24 protein-coding genes are annotated in these 15,915 nt (G+C 69.4%); 6 read left to right on the forward strand and 18 right to left on the reverse strand.

What is annotated here, in order from left to right; all coding sequences use genetic code 11:
• Positions 1-75 precede the first annotated feature (75 nt).
• From JQC91_RS17690 to JQC91_RS17705, 4 genes are all read right to left on the reverse strand, one after another.
• Positions 76-813 (reverse strand): proline racemase family protein, encoded by a 738-nt coding sequence (locus JQC91_RS17690; RefSeq protein ID WP_343070012.1) that lies wholly within the window; start codon positions 811-813, stop codon positions 76-78.
• Positions 814-1,115: 302 nt separating this feature from the next.
• Entirely contained in the window at positions 1,116-1,895 is a 780-nt protein-coding gene (locus JQC91_RS17695; RefSeq protein ID WP_203288956.1) for a thioredoxin domain-containing protein, read from the reverse strand.
• Positions 1,895-2,683: a MauE/DoxX family redox-associated membrane protein gene (locus tag JQC91_RS17700; protein ID WP_203288957.1), complete on the reverse strand. Its 789-nt coding sequence runs from the start codon at positions 2,681-2,683 to the stop codon at positions 1,895-1,897. Before JQC91_RS17700 ends, JQC91_RS17695 begins: the two co-directional genes overlap by 1 nt.
• Before the next feature lie 16 nt (positions 2,684-2,699).
• Entirely contained in the window at positions 2,700-3,206 is a 507-nt protein-coding gene (locus JQC91_RS17705) for a DUF305 domain-containing protein (RefSeq protein ID WP_238941687.1), read from the reverse strand.
• A gap of 102 nt (positions 3,207-3,308) precedes the next feature.
• Between JQC91_RS17705 and JQC91_RS17710 the strand changes: the two genes are divergently transcribed.
• Positions 3,309-3,581 carry a metal-sensitive transcriptional regulator gene (locus JQC91_RS17710; protein WP_238941689.1) on the forward strand — a complete coding sequence of 91 codons (273 nt, stop codon included), beginning with the start codon at positions 3,309-3,311 and terminating at the stop codon, positions 3,579-3,581.
• Between the two features lie 4 nt (positions 3,582-3,585).
• Here JQC91_RS17710 and JQC91_RS17715 read toward each other — a convergent pair whose 3' ends face one another.
• The 7 genes from JQC91_RS17715 to JQC91_RS17745 form a co-directional block, all read right to left on the reverse strand.
• A complete protein-coding gene (locus tag JQC91_RS17715) occupies positions 3,586-4,992 on the reverse strand; it encodes a multicopper oxidase family protein (protein WP_203288959.1) in 1,407 nt (468 codons plus the stop codon).
• Positions 4,993-5,007: 15 nt separating this feature from the next.
• Positions 5,008-5,886 carry a CopD family protein gene (locus JQC91_RS17720; protein WP_203288960.1) on the reverse strand — a complete coding sequence of 293 codons (879 nt, stop codon included), beginning with the start codon at positions 5,884-5,886 and terminating at the stop codon, positions 5,008-5,010.
• A gap of 7 nt (positions 5,887-5,893) precedes the next feature.
• Positions 5,894-6,238 carry a copper resistance CopC family protein gene (locus JQC91_RS17725; protein WP_203288961.1) on the reverse strand — a complete coding sequence of 115 codons (345 nt, stop codon included), beginning with the start codon at positions 6,236-6,238 and terminating at the stop codon, positions 5,894-5,896.
• 20 nt (positions 6,239-6,258) lie between these two features.
• Positions 6,259-6,633 carry a cytochrome c gene (locus JQC91_RS17730; protein WP_343070014.1) on the reverse strand — a complete coding sequence of 125 codons (375 nt, stop codon included), beginning with the start codon at positions 6,631-6,633 and terminating at the stop codon, positions 6,259-6,261.
• 91 nt (positions 6,634-6,724) lie between these two features.
• The gene (locus tag JQC91_RS17735; RefSeq protein WP_203288964.1) at positions 6,725-7,192 is read right to left on the reverse strand and encodes a DUF411 domain-containing protein; all 468 of its coding nucleotides are present in this window, start codon (positions 7,190-7,192) and stop codon (positions 6,725-6,727) included.
• Positions 7,193-7,248: 56 nt separating this feature from the next.
• Complete coding sequence (locus tag JQC91_RS17740) at positions 7,249-7,572, reverse strand: hypothetical protein (RefSeq protein WP_203288965.1); 324 nt, start codon at positions 7,570-7,572, stop codon at positions 7,249-7,251.
• Positions 7,573-7,637: 65 nt separating this feature from the next.
• Positions 7,638-8,231, reverse strand: coding sequence for a hypothetical protein (locus tag JQC91_RS17745; protein ID WP_203288966.1), 594 nt, complete (start codon positions 8,229-8,231; stop codon positions 7,638-7,640).
• A gap of 60 nt (positions 8,232-8,291) precedes the next feature.
• Here JQC91_RS17745 and JQC91_RS17750 point away from each other — a divergent pair, with 60 nt between their 5' ends.
• The gene (locus JQC91_RS17750) at positions 8,292-8,825 is read left to right on the forward strand and encodes a Crp/Fnr family transcriptional regulator (protein ID WP_203288967.1); all 534 of its coding nucleotides are present in this window, start codon (positions 8,292-8,294) and stop codon (positions 8,823-8,825) included.
• A gap of 12 nt (positions 8,826-8,837) precedes the next feature.
• Here the strand turns inward: JQC91_RS17750 and JQC91_RS17755 are convergent, their stop codons facing one another.
• Both JQC91_RS17755 and JQC91_RS17760 read right to left on the reverse strand, forming a co-directional pair.
• Positions 8,838-9,788 carry a cation diffusion facilitator family transporter gene (locus JQC91_RS17755; protein ID WP_203288968.1) on the reverse strand — a complete coding sequence of 317 codons (951 nt, stop codon included), beginning with the start codon at positions 9,786-9,788 and terminating at the stop codon, positions 8,838-8,840.
• Entirely contained in the window at positions 9,788-10,558 is a 771-nt protein-coding gene (locus JQC91_RS17760) for a transglutaminase family protein (RefSeq protein WP_203288969.1), read from the reverse strand. Before JQC91_RS17760 ends, JQC91_RS17755 begins: the two co-directional genes overlap by 1 nt.
• A 75-nt stretch (positions 10,559-10,633) precedes the next feature.
• Between JQC91_RS17760 and JQC91_RS17765 the strand changes: the two genes are divergently transcribed.
• Positions 10,634-11,056, forward strand: coding sequence for a helix-turn-helix domain-containing protein (locus JQC91_RS17765; RefSeq protein WP_203288970.1), 423 nt, complete (start codon positions 10,634-10,636; stop codon positions 11,054-11,056).
• Between the two features lie 4 nt (positions 11,057-11,060).
• Here the strand turns inward: JQC91_RS17765 and JQC91_RS17770 are convergent, their stop codons facing one another.
• A complete protein-coding gene (locus tag JQC91_RS17770; protein WP_203288971.1) occupies positions 11,061-11,450 on the reverse strand; it encodes a metalloregulator ArsR/SmtB family transcription factor in 390 nt (129 codons plus the stop codon).
• Positions 11,451-11,476: 26 nt separating this feature from the next.
• On the opposite strand from JQC91_RS17770, the gene JQC91_RS17775 reads away from it, so the two are divergent.
• On the forward strand, positions 11,477-12,328 hold the full coding sequence (locus JQC91_RS17775) for a cation diffusion facilitator family transporter (protein WP_275297036.1): 852 nt from the start codon (positions 11,477-11,479) through the stop codon (positions 12,326-12,328).
• 15 nt (positions 12,329-12,343) lie between these two features.
• Here JQC91_RS17775 and JQC91_RS18065 read toward each other — a convergent pair whose 3' ends face one another.
• The 3 genes from JQC91_RS18065 to JQC91_RS17785 are packed head-to-tail and all read right to left on the reverse strand — an operon-like array spanning position 12,344 to position 13,133.
• The gene (locus JQC91_RS18065) at positions 12,344-12,568 is read right to left on the reverse strand and encodes a GDCCVxC domain-containing (seleno)protein (protein ID WP_238941691.1); all 225 of its coding nucleotides are present in this window, start codon (positions 12,566-12,568) and stop codon (positions 12,344-12,346) included.
• A complete protein-coding gene (gene merF, locus JQC91_RS17780) occupies positions 12,544-12,753 on the reverse strand; it encodes a mercury resistance system transport protein MerF (RefSeq protein WP_203288973.1) in 210 nt (69 codons plus the stop codon). Before merF ends, JQC91_RS18065 begins: the two co-directional genes overlap by 25 nt.
• Positions 12,750-13,133: a hypothetical protein gene (locus JQC91_RS17785; protein WP_203288974.1), complete on the reverse strand. Its 384-nt coding sequence runs from the start codon at positions 13,131-13,133 to the stop codon at positions 12,750-12,752. The genes merF and JQC91_RS17785 overlap by 4 nt, the downstream gene beginning before the upstream one ends.
• A 54-nt stretch (positions 13,134-13,187) precedes the next feature.
• Here JQC91_RS17785 and JQC91_RS17790 point away from each other — a divergent pair, with 54 nt between their 5' ends.
• Complete coding sequence (locus tag JQC91_RS17790) at positions 13,188-13,580, forward strand: MerR family transcriptional regulator (protein ID WP_203288976.1); 393 nt, start codon at positions 13,188-13,190, stop codon at positions 13,578-13,580.
• Between the two features lie 380 nt (positions 13,581-13,960).
• The gene (locus JQC91_RS17795) at positions 13,961-15,556 is read left to right on the forward strand and encodes an Eco57I restriction-modification methylase domain-containing protein (RefSeq protein WP_203288978.1); all 1,596 of its coding nucleotides are present in this window, start codon (positions 13,961-13,963) and stop codon (positions 15,554-15,556) included.
• A 35-nt stretch (positions 15,557-15,591) separates the two neighbouring features.
• Here JQC91_RS17795 and JQC91_RS17800 read toward each other — a convergent pair whose 3' ends face one another.
• Positions 15,592-15,870, reverse strand: coding sequence for a hypothetical protein (locus JQC91_RS17800; protein ID WP_203288980.1), 279 nt, complete (start codon positions 15,868-15,870; stop codon positions 15,592-15,594).
• Positions 15,871-15,915: the final 45 nt, after the last annotated feature.

Genomic DNA, 15,915 nt, shown 5'->3' on the forward strand with positions numbered 1-15,915 from the left:
CATTCGAACCGCCCGTTCGCGCACCTCAGGCGCGTATCTCTTCGATGTCTTCCCCATGGCTCCATCCTCTCACAGTCAGAAGCCTCCGAGAAACTCGGGGCGCTTCACTTCATCGCACCACATGACGTGCGACACGCCGCGGATGCGCTCGTCCTCAGGATGAATCGGCTGCACTGCGTCCTGCGCTGCCGTACGGACGGCGTCACTGACGGTTAACAACCGCGATGGCGGCCAATCGTCGAGCCCGGACCAAGTCGCCTGAGGCTCAACGATTGCGTAGAAGTTGCCACCATAGGATACGTCCAACGTTACCGTACCCAAGTTCGGCACATCCACCGCCACGCCCGCCTTATGGAGATACGAGGCGACGTTGCGGAAGCAAACCTGCTCGACGCGTCCGTCGACGAGGTCGTATGCAGCATCCACCCTTCCCGCCGGCGTCTCGATCGAGAGCACGCCTGGCACTCGCGGAGTGACGAGTTGCCGCTCGATCACGTATGTCGTCGCCGCGATCGTATCATGGCCGCACATAGGCAAGCAGCCGCTCACCTCGATGAAGAGAAACCCTACGTCGCAGTCATCTCGCATGGGCGGCCTGAGAATGACCCCGGACATCGCATCATGCCCGCGCGGTTCGAACATGAGTCCCTTCCGGACCCAGTCGTGCTTCTTGAGGAAGTCCAAGCGCTGCTCTGCAAGAGACTGCCCTTCGAGTTCTGGCGCGCCTGAGACAACGAGCCGACAGGGGTTCCCACAAGTGTGACCGTCGATGCATTCAAACCAATTCATTCTTTGTGGATACAGTATCCACATCTGGCGTGTTAGAGAAACATGAGGGTCTGTGCCACGGCCATGGTCGGGAGACGGGTGCGATCTGTTTCGCAGGGGTCGGTCCGGTCAGCGTCACCCGATGAGACCTGACCGGAATGACCCCGAACGCGTCCCCGACCTGCACATCGTGGACGCGCTCTTGGCCGTTCAGGATGGGTCTCATCGACGGACGGAGGCGGAACCGACCCTCTCGAAACAGATCACGGCTGTCTCGTGACCATACGTTTGGAACTGTTCCTCAAAGAAAACGCGACTCCAACTGCGTCGTCCGCCGCTTCCATGAGCTAGCACACAGGCGGAGGTCCTGCCTCGCGTTCCAGCTCAATCAGGCGCGACAGCGTCGCCTCCCCGATGTCGCCTTCGACCACGGTGCGGCCGACGAGGATGGCGGGCGTCCCGCGGAAGCCGAAGATGTCGCGGAGCGCGAGGCTGCGGTCGATCCGGGCTTCGATGTCGGGGCTTTGCATGTCGCTGGCCAGGCGGTCGCGATCCAGGTCGAGGTCGTTCGCGAGCGCGTCGATGTAGCCGTCCGTCGGCTGGAAGGCGCTTCGCAGAAGACGGTCCTGGAAGGCCGCGTAGACCCCTTGATTATCCGCCGCGAGGGCGGCCTTGGCGGCCAGGACGGAGGTCTCTCCGAGGATCGGCAGCTCGTGCCATGTGACCCGTGCCGTTCCATCCTGCACTGGCGCGGCCCCGGCGATCCGCCGCGTCGTGATGCGGCAGATGGGGCAGTTGTAGTCCGAGAAGGACGCGATCGGCACGGTGCCTGAGCCGGGCGTCCATCCCTCGAAGAGCGCGTTGCAGATGTCCTGGCGGACGGCCGAGACGGCGGAGGGCGCGGGCTCCGCAGGACCGGCGCTGTCGATACCCGCGAAGGGATCGAAGCCGCCGGTCGAGGTCTCGCCCGCACGGATGCGGCGGAAGCCGGCAGGCTGGTCTATGTCCTCGAACTCGAGGTTTGCCGCGAACCACGGCAGGGTGGGAAGCGCGCGGCCGGCGACGAGGTACCCCCCGCCGAGTGCTAGACCCAGCAGGAGGAGGCGCCGATGCGATTTCGCCTGCATCACGCGATCAGTCGAATCAGCATGACGACCGCCATGCCCATCATCATCAGGTTCTCGGTCAGCGACACGAAGCCCAGGGGCACGTTGGAGCCGCCGCCCACGCAAGCGCATTTCAGCTCGCGCTTGTCGAGATAGACGGCCTTGAACACGCTCCAGGCCCCGACGCTCGCGATGAAGAGGGCCGCCGGGGCAGCGAGCCAGGTCAGCAGCATCCCCGTCATCAGGATACCGGCCCCGGTCTCCACCCACGGATAGACGTAGGCGTAGGGTACCCATCTCCGCGCCAGAACGTCGTAGTTCAGGAACATGGAGGTAAAGCTCTCGATGTCGCGCAGCTTCTGCATCCCGAGCAGGATCATCGAGACGGAGATGAACCAGCCGAGCGTCTGCCACGTGACCGCGCCGAGAAAGCCGATGGACAGGGCGAGCGCCGTCGCGGCCGCCACGGCGAAGAGGTAGATCACCGGGCGGTAGGTCGTCGCATCGGGGTCATAGCCGGTGAGCTTCTGGCGCAGCGCCTGATAACCGCCGATACGCTCACCCTCGATCCAGATCTGGGGCGTGGTGGGGACGTCGTAGTCTTCCTTGAAGGCATCGACCTCGGGGCGCTCGCGGAACAGGCGGTCGTCGACCTCGTAGCCCTTCCGCTCCAGCAGCCAGCGGGATTTCTGCCCCGCCGGGCAGAGATGGTCGGGCAGCGCCATGCGGTAGAGGACGGCCGTCTTGCCGGTCGCGGAGGCGGCGGGATCGGTCGTCACGTCGGCGACGTCTCGGGTGTCCTTCGGCATGAGGGTCTCCTTTGTCTCAGGGTTCGGTCCGGGGGGTGCCGGCGGGCGCATCGCCGGTCGCCTCGATGTCTGCGATGTACCGCTTCATCTCGGCGATCTCGGCACGCTGCGCCTCGATGATGGCGTCGGCCAGCGCGCGCACGCGCGGGTCCGAGAGGTTCGCCCGCTCGGAGGTCAGGATGGCGATGGAATGGTGCGGGATCATCGCCTTCATCCAGGCGACGTCGCCGACGGTATCCTGGCTGCGCACAAGGTAGAGGAATGCGCCGAAGGCGACAGCGGCGCCCGCGAAGATGGCGACGTTGATGCGGCGGCTCGAATACATGCCCAGCATGAAGGACAGCATGATCACCGCCATCATTGCGCCCATGTAGCCGGCCATCCACAGGCGCGTCTGGCTGAAGAACACGTGGTCGAGCGCGTAGGTGTTCAGGTACATCAGGCCGTACATCACGACCGTCGAGGTCGCGATCATCGCGGCGAAGCGGCCATAATTTCCGTGGGACTTCTGTTCGTCTGCCATGTCTGATCCATATACCCCTGCAGGGTATGCGAACAACTGCCGCGGCCCGGATGTTCCGCGTTTCGGTCGACATCTCCGAGGTCGCGCGGTCTAAGGATGGCCATGCACGGGAACCGCGACGCCACGCTCAAGCGCCTCAGACGCCTCGAAGGCCAGGTCCGGGGGGTGGCCCGGATGGTCGAGAAGGACCGCTACTGCGTGGACATCCTCACGCAGATCGCCGCCATCCGCGCGGCGCTGAAGGGCGTCGAGAAGCTCGTGATCGACGACCACGCCGCGCATTGCATCGAGGACGCGGTGGCCTCGGGCGATCCCGCGCAGCAGCGAGAGAAGTTCACCGAGCTGCTGGAGCTGCTGGACAAGGCACGAGGCTAGGCGCTCAGCCCACCTCGAACCAGCTCAGCATCCCCGACGCCTGATGCCCGAGCATGTGGCAGTGCAGGAGCCACCGGCCGGGGTTGTCTGCGACGAAGGCGATCTCCACGGGCTCGTCCGGCATCACCAGCACGGTATCGCGCCGGTCGCGGTGCGGGTCGGTCCGTCCGCCGCGCGAGAGCACCTCGAAATGGTGCCCGTGCAGATGGATGCCGTGCGCCCAGGCCGTGTCGTTGCGCAGCGTCAGGCGCACCGTCCGGCCGAGCGGCACTTGGAAGGCGGGCTGGTCCATGTCGCCCGCCACGCCGTTGAAGGCCCAGACGCGCCGCGCGGCGACGAGCTGACGGAAGTCGCGGTCAACGCCGTTCAAGCGGGCAGTGCGCAGGCCGCCCATGGCCCCGCCCTCCATCAACAGATCCTCGTCCTGTACATTCTCCAGATCGAGCGCGTGATCCATCGTCATCGGCAGGGGGCGGACCGGGACGCCGGACAGGGGCAGCGCGGCCTCCGGGCCGTAGGCCAGCGAGCCGATCCCCACCCATTCGCCCCGTCCCGCGTCCAGCAGGACCTGCGCGCGCGATCCGGGCGCGCCCGTGCAGTCGATCACGACGTCCGCGCGCTGCGCCGGGGCGAGGACGATCTCTTCCGCTGGCCGGGGTGCGACGGGATGCCCGTCGAGCGCGATCAGCGTGGCGGCGTGGCCCTCCAGGCGCAGCGGCATGATCCGCGCCGTGGCGGCGTTGATGATGCGCAGCCGCAGCCGCTCGCCTGCGCGCACCGAGATGGCGGCGTCACTCCGACCGTTGATGGTGACCGTGTTCCCGAGCCGCCCGCCGTGGGACCAATCGTGCAGGTCGCCGAAGCTCTCCTCGTGCAGCGTGCCGTTCTCCTGAAGGCGCCAGTCGGCCAGCATCAGCGTGACCTCGCGGGTCGCGGTCCCTTCCTGCCCGAGCCAGGGTTCGACCTCCTCCACGATCAGCGGGCCCGCCAGCCCGCGCGCGACCTGCTCCCAGGACCGGGCATGGGCGTGATACCAGTAGGTGCCGGGATCGGGGGCGACGAAGTCGTAGTCGAAGGTGCCGCCCGGCGGCACCGGGTCCTGCGTCACGCCGGCCGCGCCGTCCATCGCGTTGGCGATGCGGATGCCGTGCCAGTGCACGGCGCTGTCCTGCGGCAGGCCGTTGACGAAGCGGCGGCGGACGCGCTCGCCCGCGTGGACGCGGATCTCCGGGCCGGGGACGGCGCCGCCATAGGTCCAGACGGGCGTGGCGCCGTAGCCCTCGGGCGCGAGTTGGGCCAGAGCGGGCGCGGCGCGCAGCTCGGGCATCGCGTCCTGGGCGCGCATCGGGCCCGGCCGCAGCGCGAGGGCCGCGGAGGCGGAGGCGAGGAGCGTTCGTCGGGTGAGAGGCATGGCGGGCTCCGGGGTTCAGAGTTTGACCGGCGGGGTCGTGACGGTGGTGATCGCCGCCGTGGCGAGAAAGATGAGAAAGACCGCCGCGCCCTCGACCGCTATGGAGCGGCGCAGGGCGGCCGGGGCGCCGGGCGCGCCCGCCGCAAGCGCGGGCACGAGCCGCCACTTGTTTAGCGCGGCGAGGCCGAGGAGCGCGGCGACCACGGCCACCTTGGCGAGAAGGCCCCAGCCATAGGCGGTCCCGAGAAGGGCCAGGAGCGAGCCGGAGAGCAGCCAGGCGAGCGCGATCCCGGCGGCAGCGAGGAGAGCGACGACGCCCGCCGCCACGACGCCGAACCGATGTAGCAGCGCCGCTCCGTCCGGCGCCTGCGCCGCTCGGCGCAGGGGCGCGAGCGCGCCCACCCAGAAGGCGACGGCGAGAAGGTGCAGGACCAGCAGCCCGGCCAGCGCCGCGCGCGGGTCGCCCAGCGTGTGCCCCACCTGCGCATAGGAGGCGCCGACTGCGACCGCCCCTCCGACCGCGACCCAGAGCCCCGCGCCCGGCAGCAGGACCGCGAGGATCGCCGCCTCCCCCACTCCGCGCCAGATCGCGGCCGTGCCCAGTGGACTCTGCCAGACGAAGCCCAGCATCGTCGGGTCGGTCGCCCCCTCCAGCCCCATGCCGGAGATGCGCGCCGCGCGGATGCCGAAGCGCGCCGCCAGCACCGCGAGGCCCGCCACCGCCGCGCCCGCCGCGAGCCGCCGGGCCAAGCGCAGCACCGCCGGGTCCGCCAGCCGCCGGAAGGCCGCGTCGAACAGCACGCCCCCCATCGCCAGCAGCGCCGCGGCGTAGCCCGCGGCCTTCGCCGCGATGGCCAGCAGCGCCAGCCCGTCGATTGGAGCGAGGCCCGTCACGCGCCGGTCATTCGGAGACCGTGAAGCCGAAGCCGCCCTGCATCGGATGGCCGTCCTCCGCCATCCCGCGCCAGTCGAGCCGGTAGGTGCCGGGGGAGAGCGGCGCTGCGGGCACGGCGTGGAACTCCAAAGTCGGCTCCATGCCCGTCCCACGCTCGATGGCGACATCCGCGCCGCCCTCGGTCAGCGTGGCCGCGATCACGCGCATGGGCGCGTCGAAAACCATGTGCAGCATCGGCACCTCGGCGACGGTCGCGCCGTCGGCGGGGGTCGTGCCGTCGGTCTTGCTGTGGGCGGAGGCCGCGGCGGCCAGGAGAGCCATCGACATGGCGAGAAGGGTAGATCGGATCATGGTCTCTCCTCCGGGCGCGGTCATGGCCGGGCCCTTTCGTTGATGGCGTCATGCCGGGCCCGCACGTCCGCGGGCCAGGTCGACTTGATGTAGGACAGCACGGCGACGATCTCGGCGTCCGTCAGCACCCCGTCATAGGCGGGCATGCCCGAGGGCGGCGCGTCGTCCATCAGGCCCGCCAGCCCGTGCTTCGTCAGGGCGAAGAGCGTCGCGTCGTCGTGGTGCCACGTATGCCCCGATGCGTCGTGCGGCGGCGCGGGCAGCAGGCCGTCCGGGCCGGGGCTGCGCCAGTCGGGCTGCCCCTCCAGCGCGGCGCCGTGGCAGGCGGCGCATTCGGCCGCGTAGACCTGCGCGCCCAGGGCGACGACCTCGGCGTCGTCCGGCACAAGACGCACGGCCTCCGCTCCGGCGGGTCGTAGGACGACCACCCCGAGGAGACCGGCAAGCGCGAGGCCGCCGGCCCCGGCCAATGCGAGACGGCGCATCTCAGCCCGCGAAGGGCTGGGCCGTCCCGGCGCGGTAGAAGACCCGCCCCGCGCCCGCCGCGCCGCCGAAGGCGATCACGTCGTAGCGCGCGGCCGGATCGTCGCCCATGCCGGGCGAGCCCATGGGCATCCCCGGTACGGCGAGCCCGACGATGTCCGGACGGTCGCGCAGCACGGCCTCCAACGCCTCGAACGGGACGTGGCCCTCGAAGACGTAGCCCCCGGCCTCCACCGTGTGGCAGGAGGCCAGCTCCAGCGGCACGCCGAGCGCGGTCTTCTCCTCCTCGGGGTCCACGAGTTCGGAGATCGTGACGGCATGGCCCCGCGCGCGGGCGAGGTCGGCCCAGGCGTGGCAGCAGCCGCAGGACGGCGCGGTGTGGACGTGCATCGGGGTGGCCGCGCGGGCCGGAAGGGTCGCGGCGGCGAGGCTCGCGGCAGACAGCGCGAGCAAGGTTCGACGGGTGGTCATGGATCTGGTCCTTTATCATCAGGTTGAGCGCGAAGCCCCGGAGGGGGGCGAACGGCTCAGACCTTTGGAGGACCGGTCGGGACGTTCGGGCCGACACCAGCGGAGGCACGCAGATGGGGCGGCAGGGTCATCCGCTCGGAGAACGTTCCCCGGTCGAGGACGAGCATTTCCGACGGGACGACATCCACGAAGCACGATCCGCCGACCTTGACCTGGGTCGCATCGCAGCAGTCCGCAAGCGCGGTCGCATGGTCCGCGTCCATATCCTGCATGTCGTGCGCGACCTGGGGCGCGTCATGCGCGAGCCCGTGGCCAGCCGACGCGGCCCCGGCACCGATCACGGTGACGGCCAGCAAGAGGGAGAGCAGGACACGGAGCATGGCCCCATACCTACAGGGGGTATGATCGTTCGACAACCGGTCCCTGGTGCCCGGACCCCCCGCCCTCAGCTACAGCCGTTATGGCGCCGCCACATCGTCGCGTCGTGGCCCTCGGGGACGCTGTCGCACGGGTCATCGGCATAACCGCGCAGGACGGCATATCGCGCAATCTGGTCCTGCGTGAGAAGCGGCATCGTGCGCAGATGCGCCGACAGATGGACGAGTCGAAGGCTCGCCCGCGCCTCCCCCGCCTCGGCGACGAGCCCGGCGAGCGTGGCCGCATCCGGAAAGCCATCGGTGAAGGCCGCGTCCAGGGCGCGCTCGGCCTCGACGAACCGCTCGCCCGCGGTGATCGCGCCCGCCCTCATCTCGTCCCGAATCGCCTCGATGGCCGCTTGCTGCTCCGCATCGAGACCGATTTCGTGCGCCAGTTCCAGAAGGTGCGCCGGGCCGGGCACGCCGTTCAACTCGGCTGACCGTGCGAGCCCCCAGCCTCCGCCCCTGGCCAACTCCGCCAAGTCTTCGTCGGATAGGGACGCAATCTCGCGCGTCTGCTCGCCCGCATAGGGGGACGGAGCGTGATCGACGGCGTGCTGCGCGGAGGCGGGGAGAGCGGCGCTGAGCAGGACGAGTGGCAGGATGCGAGATATCACAGGCATGGGAGGACTTTCGACTGGTTGTGGTGACCATTCGATTGCACGAGGTCGGGTCGATGGGACATGATCCGGATCATGTCCGATGTCTGGATCAATGCCTTCGCCGTTGCCAGCGAGCGCGTCCTGTGCCCCGGATCGGCGCTGTTCCACCGCGGCGATCCGGTGCGGGACCTGTTCCTCGTCCGTGAGGGCCGGGTAATCCTGCGCCGTGCGCTCGAAGATGGCGGTTCGCTGGACCTGCACACGGCGGGACCGGGGGACGTGGTCGCGCTCGCCTCGCTCTTCTCGGAGACGACGCATTGCGATGCGATCTGCGAAACCGAGGTCCGCGTCGCCAGCCGCCCGGTGGGCGCGATCCACGCGTGGCTCGGCGCCTCCCCCGCCGCGGCCGCGCTGGCCCAGGCCGCGCGCGAGGTCCAGGGCCTACGTGCGCGCATCGAGGTGATGCGCCTGCGCCGACTGTCGGACCGGCTCGACGCCTATCTCGATCTCCACGGCGCGCCCGACGCAGGCGGATGGGTGGGCGTCGCCGATTGGATTGGGGTCTCGTCGCCCGCGCTCTATCGGGAATTGGGGCGGCGACGGGGTCTTGGATAGGACGACCCGCCCTCACCCGTCCTGCGCCGCGCCCGCCGCTACCTCGACGGTCACGTGCTCCATTCCGGTCGTCTCGCGCACGCGGTCCTTCACGGCGCGGCGCACGTCGTCCGCTGCCGCGCCGGGCGCGAGGTCAACCTCCAGCGTGGCCATGGGGCGTTCCTGCGTGATCGACCAGGCGTGGACGTGGTGGGCGCGCGCAACGCCGGGCACCTGCGCCTCCAGGTCGGCAGCGACGGCGCGGGCGTCGAAGCCGGCGGGCGCGCCTTCGAGCAGGATGTGCCCGCTCTCCCCCACGACGGCCCAAGCCGAGCGGAGGATCAGCAGGACGACCAGCACCGACAGGATCGGGTCGATCGGCGTCCATCCCGTCCAGATGATGACGAGCGAGGCGGCGATGGCCGCGACCGAGCCCAAGAGGTCGCCCAGCACGTGCAGCGCAGCGGCGCGGACGTTGAGGTTGTCGCCCTCGGCCCGGCTCAGCACCCAGAACGCCAGGACGTTCACGACGAGGCCACCTACGGCCACCCAGAGCATCAGTCCGCCGAGAACCTCGTGCGGATCGCGCAGGCGCTGGACGGCCTCGACAAGGATCCATGCGGCAATCGCGAAGAGGCTGAGCCCGTTGACGAAGGCAGCGAGCACAGAGAACCGATCGAACCCGTAGGTCCGCTTCCAGTCCGCGGGTCTGCGTGCCAGCCGGAAGGCGAACCAGGCCAGCATGAGCGAGGCGAAGTCGGTCAGCATGTGGCCCGCGTCGGCCAAGAGCGCGAGCGAGCCCGAGACGAGCCCACCCACCACCTCCGCCCCCATGAAGCCGCCCGTCAGGATCGCGGCGACGAGGATCGCGCGCTCCTTCGAGCGCCGCGCTTCGGGCGTGTCGTGGGTCGAGAGGGTCGGTCCGTGGGAATGGCCCGCGTGCCCATGTCCATGGTCGTGCGCGTGATCGTGTCCGGCCCCCATCAACCCGCCTCTGCCCGAGGGGCCACGTCCGCCGGGGGCGCAGGACGCACGCCGCCGGGGATGGCCGGCACCCGCCCTCGGCGGATGCCGGCGACGCGGGCGTTCATCCAGTGACGGATCGCGCGGCGATAGAGGATGCCGCGCACGAGCCCGAACTCTTGGGCATGCTCGGCATAGAAGGCGTCCGGGTCGTCGTAGAGCCCGAGGTCGCGATTGATCCCGGTGCGCTGGATGTAGGTGTCGTTGCCCGTCCAGGCGACCGGCGGATCGGTCAGGCAGTCCGTCCCTACCCCGTAGGCGCAGAGCGACGTGCGGCCGGCGAACGCGGTCTGGAGCGCGGACAGGAACGGCGCGTCGAGGATGAACCCTTCGAGGTTCGTCCATATCCCGTCCCGCTCCACCTCCACCCAGGAATGTAGGATGTTCTCGGGCGCGAGGCGGTAGGCGATCTCGGGCACCACGCCGCGCTGAAGCGCCTTGTGGATCGTGAACCCGTGCAGGCGGCAGGGAATGCCCAAGCCGCGCAGCAGGGCCATGAGCAGCGTCGCCTTGGTGTTGCACTGCCCATAGCCGTCCCGAAGCACCGCCGAGGCCGGGATCGCGTCGTCGCGGTTGTAGCCGAACGCGATGTCGTCGCGCGCGAAGTCGTAGGCCGCGCCGATGCGCTCGAAGGGCGGCAGGGCGGCCCAGCCCCGCGCTGCGACAAGCGCGCGGATCGCAGGCGCGTCGAAGTCCAGCAGGTCGGTGCGGCGGAGGTGGCGGTCGGTCATGGCGGCGCTCTTGATTCGTCTCGTCATCATGGGGGATACGATCTACAGCGGCTGTAGCTTCAAGGGGCGATCGCGATGCAGGGCAATTCCATCGGCGCGCTGTCGAAGCGGACGGGCGTGAAGGTGACGACGATCCGGTACTACGAAGGACGCGGCCTCTTGCCCGATCCTGGCCGCACGGAGGGCGGACAGCGCCGCTACGGGGACGCGGAGTTGGACCGGCTGTCCTTCATCGCCCATGCCCGGCAGCTCGGCTTCGACCTCGATGCCGTCGCCGAGCTGATCGCGTTGCAGGAGACGCCCCAGGTCGCCCATGGCGACGCGCACCGGATCGCGACGGACCGCCTCGGTGAGGTTCGGGATCGTATCGAGCGGCTGCGGCGGCTGGAGGCGGAGCTGGCGCGGGTCGTGGCCGCCTGCGACGGCCACCCCGACGGACGGCCCTGCCGGGTTCTGAACGCCCTCGCCGACCACGGTGCCTGCGAGGGCGAGCATTGACGGATCAGCGCGGCTCCGGGTCGCCCTCTGCGTAGTGCGCGCAGTCCGGCACGCCGGTCGCGACCGCCGCCAGCAGGGCGTCCGCGTCTCGCAGGAGCGTGGACACGCGCGGATCGGCGAGGCGATAGAGCGCGTGCCGCCCCTTCGCCTTGCGCAGGACGAGGCCGCATTCGGACAGGCAGCGCAGGTGGTTCGACGCGTTCGGCTGGGTCAGGCCCGTGGCGGCGACGATCTCGCCCACGGTGCGAGGGGCCGGATCGAGCGCGGCGAGGATCGCGAGGCGGCTCGGGTCGCCCAGGCCTCGGAAGAGCTTGGCGCGCAGATGCAGGGCATCGGCTCCGGTTCGGGCGATTGCCTTCGACGCATCAGCGGGTGATGATACGTCGAGCGTCATTCCCGTTCCCTCCGCGAGCCCCGACCATGAGCGATCCGTCTCCTCATCCTACCGCGGAAGCTCCGGCGCTCCCACCCGTCCGTTACCGCGTGTCCGGCATGGACTGCGCCAAGGACGCCGCGCAGATCGAGCGGGCCGCCCAGGGCGCCGGGGTCGCATCGGACGCCGTGAAGGTTTCGGCCGCCACCCATGTCATGACGCTCCGCGCGTCCGAGGCCGACCTGCCCGCCATCGAGGCCGCCGTGAGCGCGACGGGCTACGGCTTCGAGCGTATCGCCGAGGGCGAGGACGCCGCGCCCGCCCATCAGGACCCCGCCTACCGCCGCGCGCTGTGGATCGTCGTGGTCCTGAACCTCGGCTACGGCGTGGTCGAGATGGTGGGCGGCTTCTGGGCCGGATCGCAGGCCCTCCTCGCCGACGCGCTCGACTTCATCGGCGACGGGGCGATCACCTTCCTCGGTCTGCTGGCCATTGGCTGGAGCCTCGCCTGGCGCGCCCGCTCGGCGATGATCCAGGGCGTGTTCCTCGGTGTGCTGGGCCTCGGCGTGATCGCCACGACGGTCTGGCGGGCCTTCGCCGGCACGCCCCCCGAGGCGGGGCTGATGGGGCTCTTCGGGCTGATCGCCCTCGCGGTGAACGTCGCGGCCGTCCTGCCGCTCCTGCGCTTCCGAAAGGGCGACGCCAACATGCGCGCCGTCTGGCTCTTCTCGCGCAACGACGCCATCGGCAACGCGGCCGTCGTGGTCGCGGCGGGCCTCGTCTGGTGGTTGGGCAGCGCGTGGCCCGACCTGATCGTAGCCCTCGCCATCGCCGGACTGTTCCTCCACTCGTCCTGGTCGATCATCCGCGATGCGCGGGCCGACCTGCGGGAGAGGTGAGTGGGGGCGGGGCGGCTACCCGCAGCACTCGTTGCCCTCTTGGATCGGGGGGCAGGCAACCGTCCCATACGAGCAGTAGACACAGCAGTCGCCCGGCTTCGGTCTGAGGACCGCCGCGCAGGACGCGCATTCGTAGAACCACTGGCACGCATCGGTCGGCATGGTCTCGTCGGCTGCGTGCCCGCATTGGGGACAGGTAATGGTGGACCGGAGCGTCACTTCGTTCGTCTGCGTCGCCATAAGGCATACCCCGTTAGGATCAGGAAACCGGCCAGCACCGCCAGGAGGACGTCGTCGCGGTAGACGTATCCGAGGGCGCCGCTGAGCCCGAGGATGCCGAGGAGCCACGGCAGGAGGGGCGTGAAGCAGCAGAGCGCGGCCAGTCCTAGACCGCCGAGCCCGAGTGCGAGGAGCCTGTCCATCATCCGTGCTCCCGCCAGAGTGCAAACATCGTCCGCGCCGCGTCGGCCTCCCAGAGCGGCGCGCTGGCGGCCAAGGCGAAGGCTGCCGTGGCGAATGCGAGGAAGACGGGGGCACCCATGCGTCCCGCGCCGCACTGCCGCCGGGACCAGATGCGCCACCAGCCCCATGCGAGGACCGCGGCGACCGCAAGCAGGATCGGGATGCGATAGGCGACGAAGGGGCCGAGCATCAAGAGCCACGATCCCCCCAGCCCGAGGATCGACAGGCCGATGGGCAGCACGCAGCACGACGCGCTCAGAAGGGCGATCACGCCCGCCGCGCCGAGCACGATGCGGCTCGGGTCTCGGTCGGTGCTTGGCGGGCTTTCGGTTCTCGACAACATGGGAGACCTTCTGCCACCTGTAGTGGCTACAGAAGCAAGCGCAAAGGGGATCACATGGTCGCGATCGGCGAGGCGTCCCGTCTGAGCGGCGTGTCCATCGAAGCAATCCGCTACTACGAACGGGCGGGCATCGTGGCGAAGCCCGCCCGCACGGCCGCCGGGCGGCGGGTCTATTCGGAGGCCGGGATCGCGGCGCTCCGGTTCATCAAGCGGTGCCGCGACCTGGGGTTCTCGATAGAGGCGTCGGTCGCGTTACGCTCCCTCGCGACCGAGCCCGCGTCCTGCGGCACCGCCGAGGAGCTGGGGCGCAGGCATCTCGCGGAGGTTCGCGGCAAGATCGAGCACCTGCGCCACATGGAGGCCGCGCTCACGGAGCTGACGGCCAACTGTGCCGAAGGTCGAACCGATTGCCCGATGCTGCGGAGCATTGCGGAAGCGGACGCTTGAACCACGTTTCTTCAAGTGCACCCATCCGGGACGGTCTCGTGGAACGCTTCGACGGTTCCAGCAGGGTGGTCTCCGCCTTTCGGAACGAACGGCGGAGAGGGTCAAGACCCATGCGGAACGATAGATCGCCTCCAGCGAGAGCACCCGGCAATCGACGAGGTCGGCGTCCCACGGGTGAGAAATGAAACGCCCCGCCCGAATGGTCAGCGGGCGATAGATGCGGGCCCGAACTTCGATGGAGGGCCCTGTTCAGTGCCTCCATCACCGTTGATCCGGACTTATCCACATGAACCGCCGACCCGGGCCGCCCGTGGCGTATCTCCACCTACTCAAGTGGCATAGGTGGAGATGTGGACAGACCACAGATCCACGAGAGACACATGCCCGCCCCTGCCCCTGCCCCCGCCACCGGCTACACGACACTGACCTTCGATCCAGCCTTCCTCGCGATGCTGCCCCGCTTCCCGGGGCCGCCGCGTCCCGCTTCCGTCGTCAGTCGACCAGAGCGGTTTCGCCTTACGCGACACGCGAATGTGGACCGCGCATCCAAGAAGGCCCTCGGCCAGTTTCTCACCTCATCCGCGACGGCCCATTTCGCGGCGTCCCTCTTCGAAAAGCCGAATGATCTGGTCCGGCTGCTCGACGCCGGGGCCGGCGCGGGCGCTTTGCTCGCGGCCGTGCTTGAGCGGTTCGGACGGGTCGAGGCTGCGGATGCGGTCGAGACCGACCCCGATATGCTGGGGCCCCTCTCCGGTGTGCTCGCGTCGGCACGGCGGAGGGGCGCAAGGGTGAGGTACGTCGGCGACTGCTTCCTGCGCTGGGGCCTCGATGGCAGGAAGCTCGACCGTATGACCTACACGCATGCGGTCCTAAATCCGCCGTATCGACGCATATCGACCAAGCAGAACGTCCGGATGGCGCTCCGGCAGGCCGGGATCGACGTGTCGAACACGTACACCGCCTTCGTGGCGCTCGCACTCAATCGCTTGGTGCCCGGGGGCGAGTTGGTGGCGATCCTGCCGAGGTCGTTCCTCGCCGGGCCGACGCATGCCGCGTTCCGGCAATGGCTTATCGACAGAGCCGCCCTCACCCATGTCCACCTCTACGGAAGCCGGAACACGGTCTTCGGGGACGACGACGTGTTGCAGGAGATCGTCATCGTGCACCTCCGGCGCGGCGCCTATCAAGGTTGCGTGACGGTCTCCACCTCGACCGACGACTCGATGTCCGACTTCGCCCAGACCGAGCACCGCCCGTTCGCTCTCCTTCGCCCAGGCGACCCGCAGTGCCGCATCCGCATTCCCAGTCACGATGCAGACGTCCCGCTGGACGCTCGACCTGGGTTCGACCTGACGCTCTCCGACTTCGGCGTGTCGGTCTCGACCGGTCCCGTCATCCGGTCACGCGTGATCAATCACCTCCGATCGGGTGGCTCAGGGAAGACCCGCCCGCTCCTGCACACGCGGCACCACGTCGGCGTCGGAATCGAATGGCCTCACGCGGACGGAGGCGACGAAGAGGCGCTGTCGATCGACGCGCCGAGCCACCTGGCCTACCCGGTGGGCAACTACATCCTTGTGCGCCGCTACGCGTTCAAAGAAGGCGCTCGACGGGTGATGCCGGCCCTTCTCCGTCCAGAAGACCTGCCGGCGGGAACCGCGCGGATTTCAGTTCAGGACAAATTCAACGTCCTCCACATAGACCGAGGCGGCCTTCCGGAGGCCTTGGCCCTCGGCCTGACCGCGTATCTCGGAACGACCTTGGTCGACGCGCATGTCCGGTCGCTCAGCGGGACGACACAGATCAACGCGGTCGACCTACGCACCTTGCCCTGCCCCTCCGTGAACATCCTCTGCGACCTCGGAACATGGGCAGCCACTCAGGACGAATGGCCCGACGCTGCGGCCCTCGACGATCGCCTCCAGCTAATGATGGAGACCGACCCTGCTCGGGAAGACGCCACCGCGCGACCGTAGAGGCCGGTCACCGTCGCCCGTCGATCTTCCGGTCCTCAGACACCCCGGTCCAACCGCGCATCTAGCCGCGCGATCTCCGCGCCCGGGTCCGGCCGCTCAGCGAGGATCCGAACGGCATCCGCCACCTGCGTCATCGCGGCGGCGCAGGCGATGAGGTCGCATCGGATCGCGGAGAGGTCCGCGAGCATCTGCTCGATGGGCTCCGCGACGGGGCGATCGCTTCGGGCGAGGAGTGTCTCGACGGCGTCGAGGAGACGGCGGACGTCGGCGTGGAGCGCGTCTTGCGCGGAAGCAGCGGGGGCGACGTCGGTCATGGTGGGGGAACCCTTTCTCGGATGGTGTCTAGTTCGGGGGCAGAA

It is taken from the genome of Jannaschia sp. Os4, assembly GCF_016820245.1.
Classification (GTDB): domain Bacteria; phylum Pseudomonadota; class Alphaproteobacteria; order Rhodobacterales; family Rhodobacteraceae; genus Jannaschia.

What these genes read in the sequence shown, in the direction of transcription:
- JQC91_RS18065 (WP_238941691.1), bottom strand. Translation starts at nt 12,568, where the DNA reads ATGGCGACGCAGACGAACGAAGTGACGCTCCGGTCCACCATTACCTGT.
- JQC91_RS17745 (WP_203288966.1), bottom strand. Translation starts at nt 8,231, where the DNA reads ATGCCTGTGATATCTCGCATCCTGCCACTCGTCCTGCTCAGCGCCGCT.
- JQC91_RS17790 (WP_203288976.1), top strand. Translation starts at nt 13,188, where the DNA reads ATGGTCGCGATCGGCGAGGCGTCCCGTCTGAGCGGCGTGTCCATCGAA.
- merF (WP_203288973.1), bottom strand. Translation starts at nt 12,753, where the DNA reads ATGATGGACAGGCTCCTCGCACTCGGGCTCGGCGGTCTAGGACTGGCC.
- JQC91_RS17695 (WP_203288956.1), bottom strand. Translation starts at nt 1,895, where the DNA reads ATGCAGGCGAAATCGCATCGGCGCCTCCTCCTGCTGGGTCTAGCACTC.
- JQC91_RS17740 (WP_203288965.1), bottom strand. Translation starts at nt 7,572, where the DNA reads ATGCTCCGTGTCCTGCTCTCCCTCTTGCTGGCCGTCACCGTGATCGGT.
- JQC91_RS17735 (WP_203288964.1), bottom strand. Translation starts at nt 7,192, where the DNA reads ATGACCACCCGTCGAACCTTGCTCGCGCTGTCTGCCGCGAGCCTCGCC.
- JQC91_RS17700 (WP_203288957.1), bottom strand. Translation starts at nt 2,683, where the DNA reads ATGCCGAAGGACACCCGAGACGTCGCCGACGTGACGACCGATCCCGCC.
- JQC91_RS17755 (WP_203288968.1), bottom strand. Translation starts at nt 9,788, where the DNA reads ATGGGGGCCGGACACGATCACGCGCACGACCATGGACATGGGCACGCG.
- JQC91_RS17715 (WP_203288959.1), bottom strand. Translation starts at nt 4,992, where the DNA reads ATGCCTCTCACCCGACGAACGCTCCTCGCCTCCGCCTCCGCGGCCCTC.
- JQC91_RS17795 (WP_203288978.1), top strand. Translation starts at nt 13,961, where the DNA reads ATGCCCGCCCCTGCCCCTGCCCCCGCCACCGGCTACACGACACTGACC.
- JQC91_RS17775 (WP_275297036.1), top strand. Translation starts at nt 11,477, where the DNA reads ATGAGCGATCCGTCTCCTCATCCTACCGCGGAAGCTCCGGCGCTCCCA.
- JQC91_RS17760 (WP_203288969.1), bottom strand. Translation starts at nt 10,558, where the DNA reads ATGACCGACCGCCACCTCCGCCGCACCGACCTGCTGGACTTCGACGCG.
- JQC91_RS17785 (WP_203288974.1), bottom strand. Translation starts at nt 13,133, where the DNA reads ATGTTGTCGAGAACCGAAAGCCCGCCAAGCACCGACCGAGACCCGAGC.
- JQC91_RS17725 (WP_203288961.1), bottom strand. Translation starts at nt 6,238, where the DNA reads ATGATCCGATCTACCCTTCTCGCCATGTCGATGGCTCTCCTGGCCGCC.
- JQC91_RS17705 (WP_238941687.1), bottom strand. Translation starts at nt 3,206, where the DNA reads ATGGCAGACGAACAGAAGTCCCACGGAAATTATGGCCGCTTCGCCGCG.
- JQC91_RS17750 (WP_203288967.1), top strand. Translation starts at nt 8,292, where the DNA reads ATGATCCGGATCATGTCCGATGTCTGGATCAATGCCTTCGCCGTTGCC.
- JQC91_RS17770 (WP_203288971.1), bottom strand. Translation starts at nt 11,450, where the DNA reads ATGACGCTCGACGTATCATCACCCGCTGATGCGTCGAAGGCAATCGCC.
- JQC91_RS17690 (WP_343070012.1), bottom strand. Translation starts at nt 813, where the DNA reads ATGTGGATACTGTATCCACAAAGAATGAATTGGTTTGAATGCATCGAC.
- JQC91_RS17765 (WP_203288970.1), top strand. Translation starts at nt 10,634, where the DNA reads ATGCAGGGCAATTCCATCGGCGCGCTGTCGAAGCGGACGGGCGTGAAG.
- JQC91_RS17800 (WP_203288980.1), bottom strand. Translation starts at nt 15,870, where the DNA reads ATGACCGACGTCGCCCCCGCTGCTTCCGCGCAAGACGCGCTCCACGCC.
- JQC91_RS17710 (WP_238941689.1), top strand. Translation starts at nt 3,309, where the DNA reads ATGCACGGGAACCGCGACGCCACGCTCAAGCGCCTCAGACGCCTCGAA.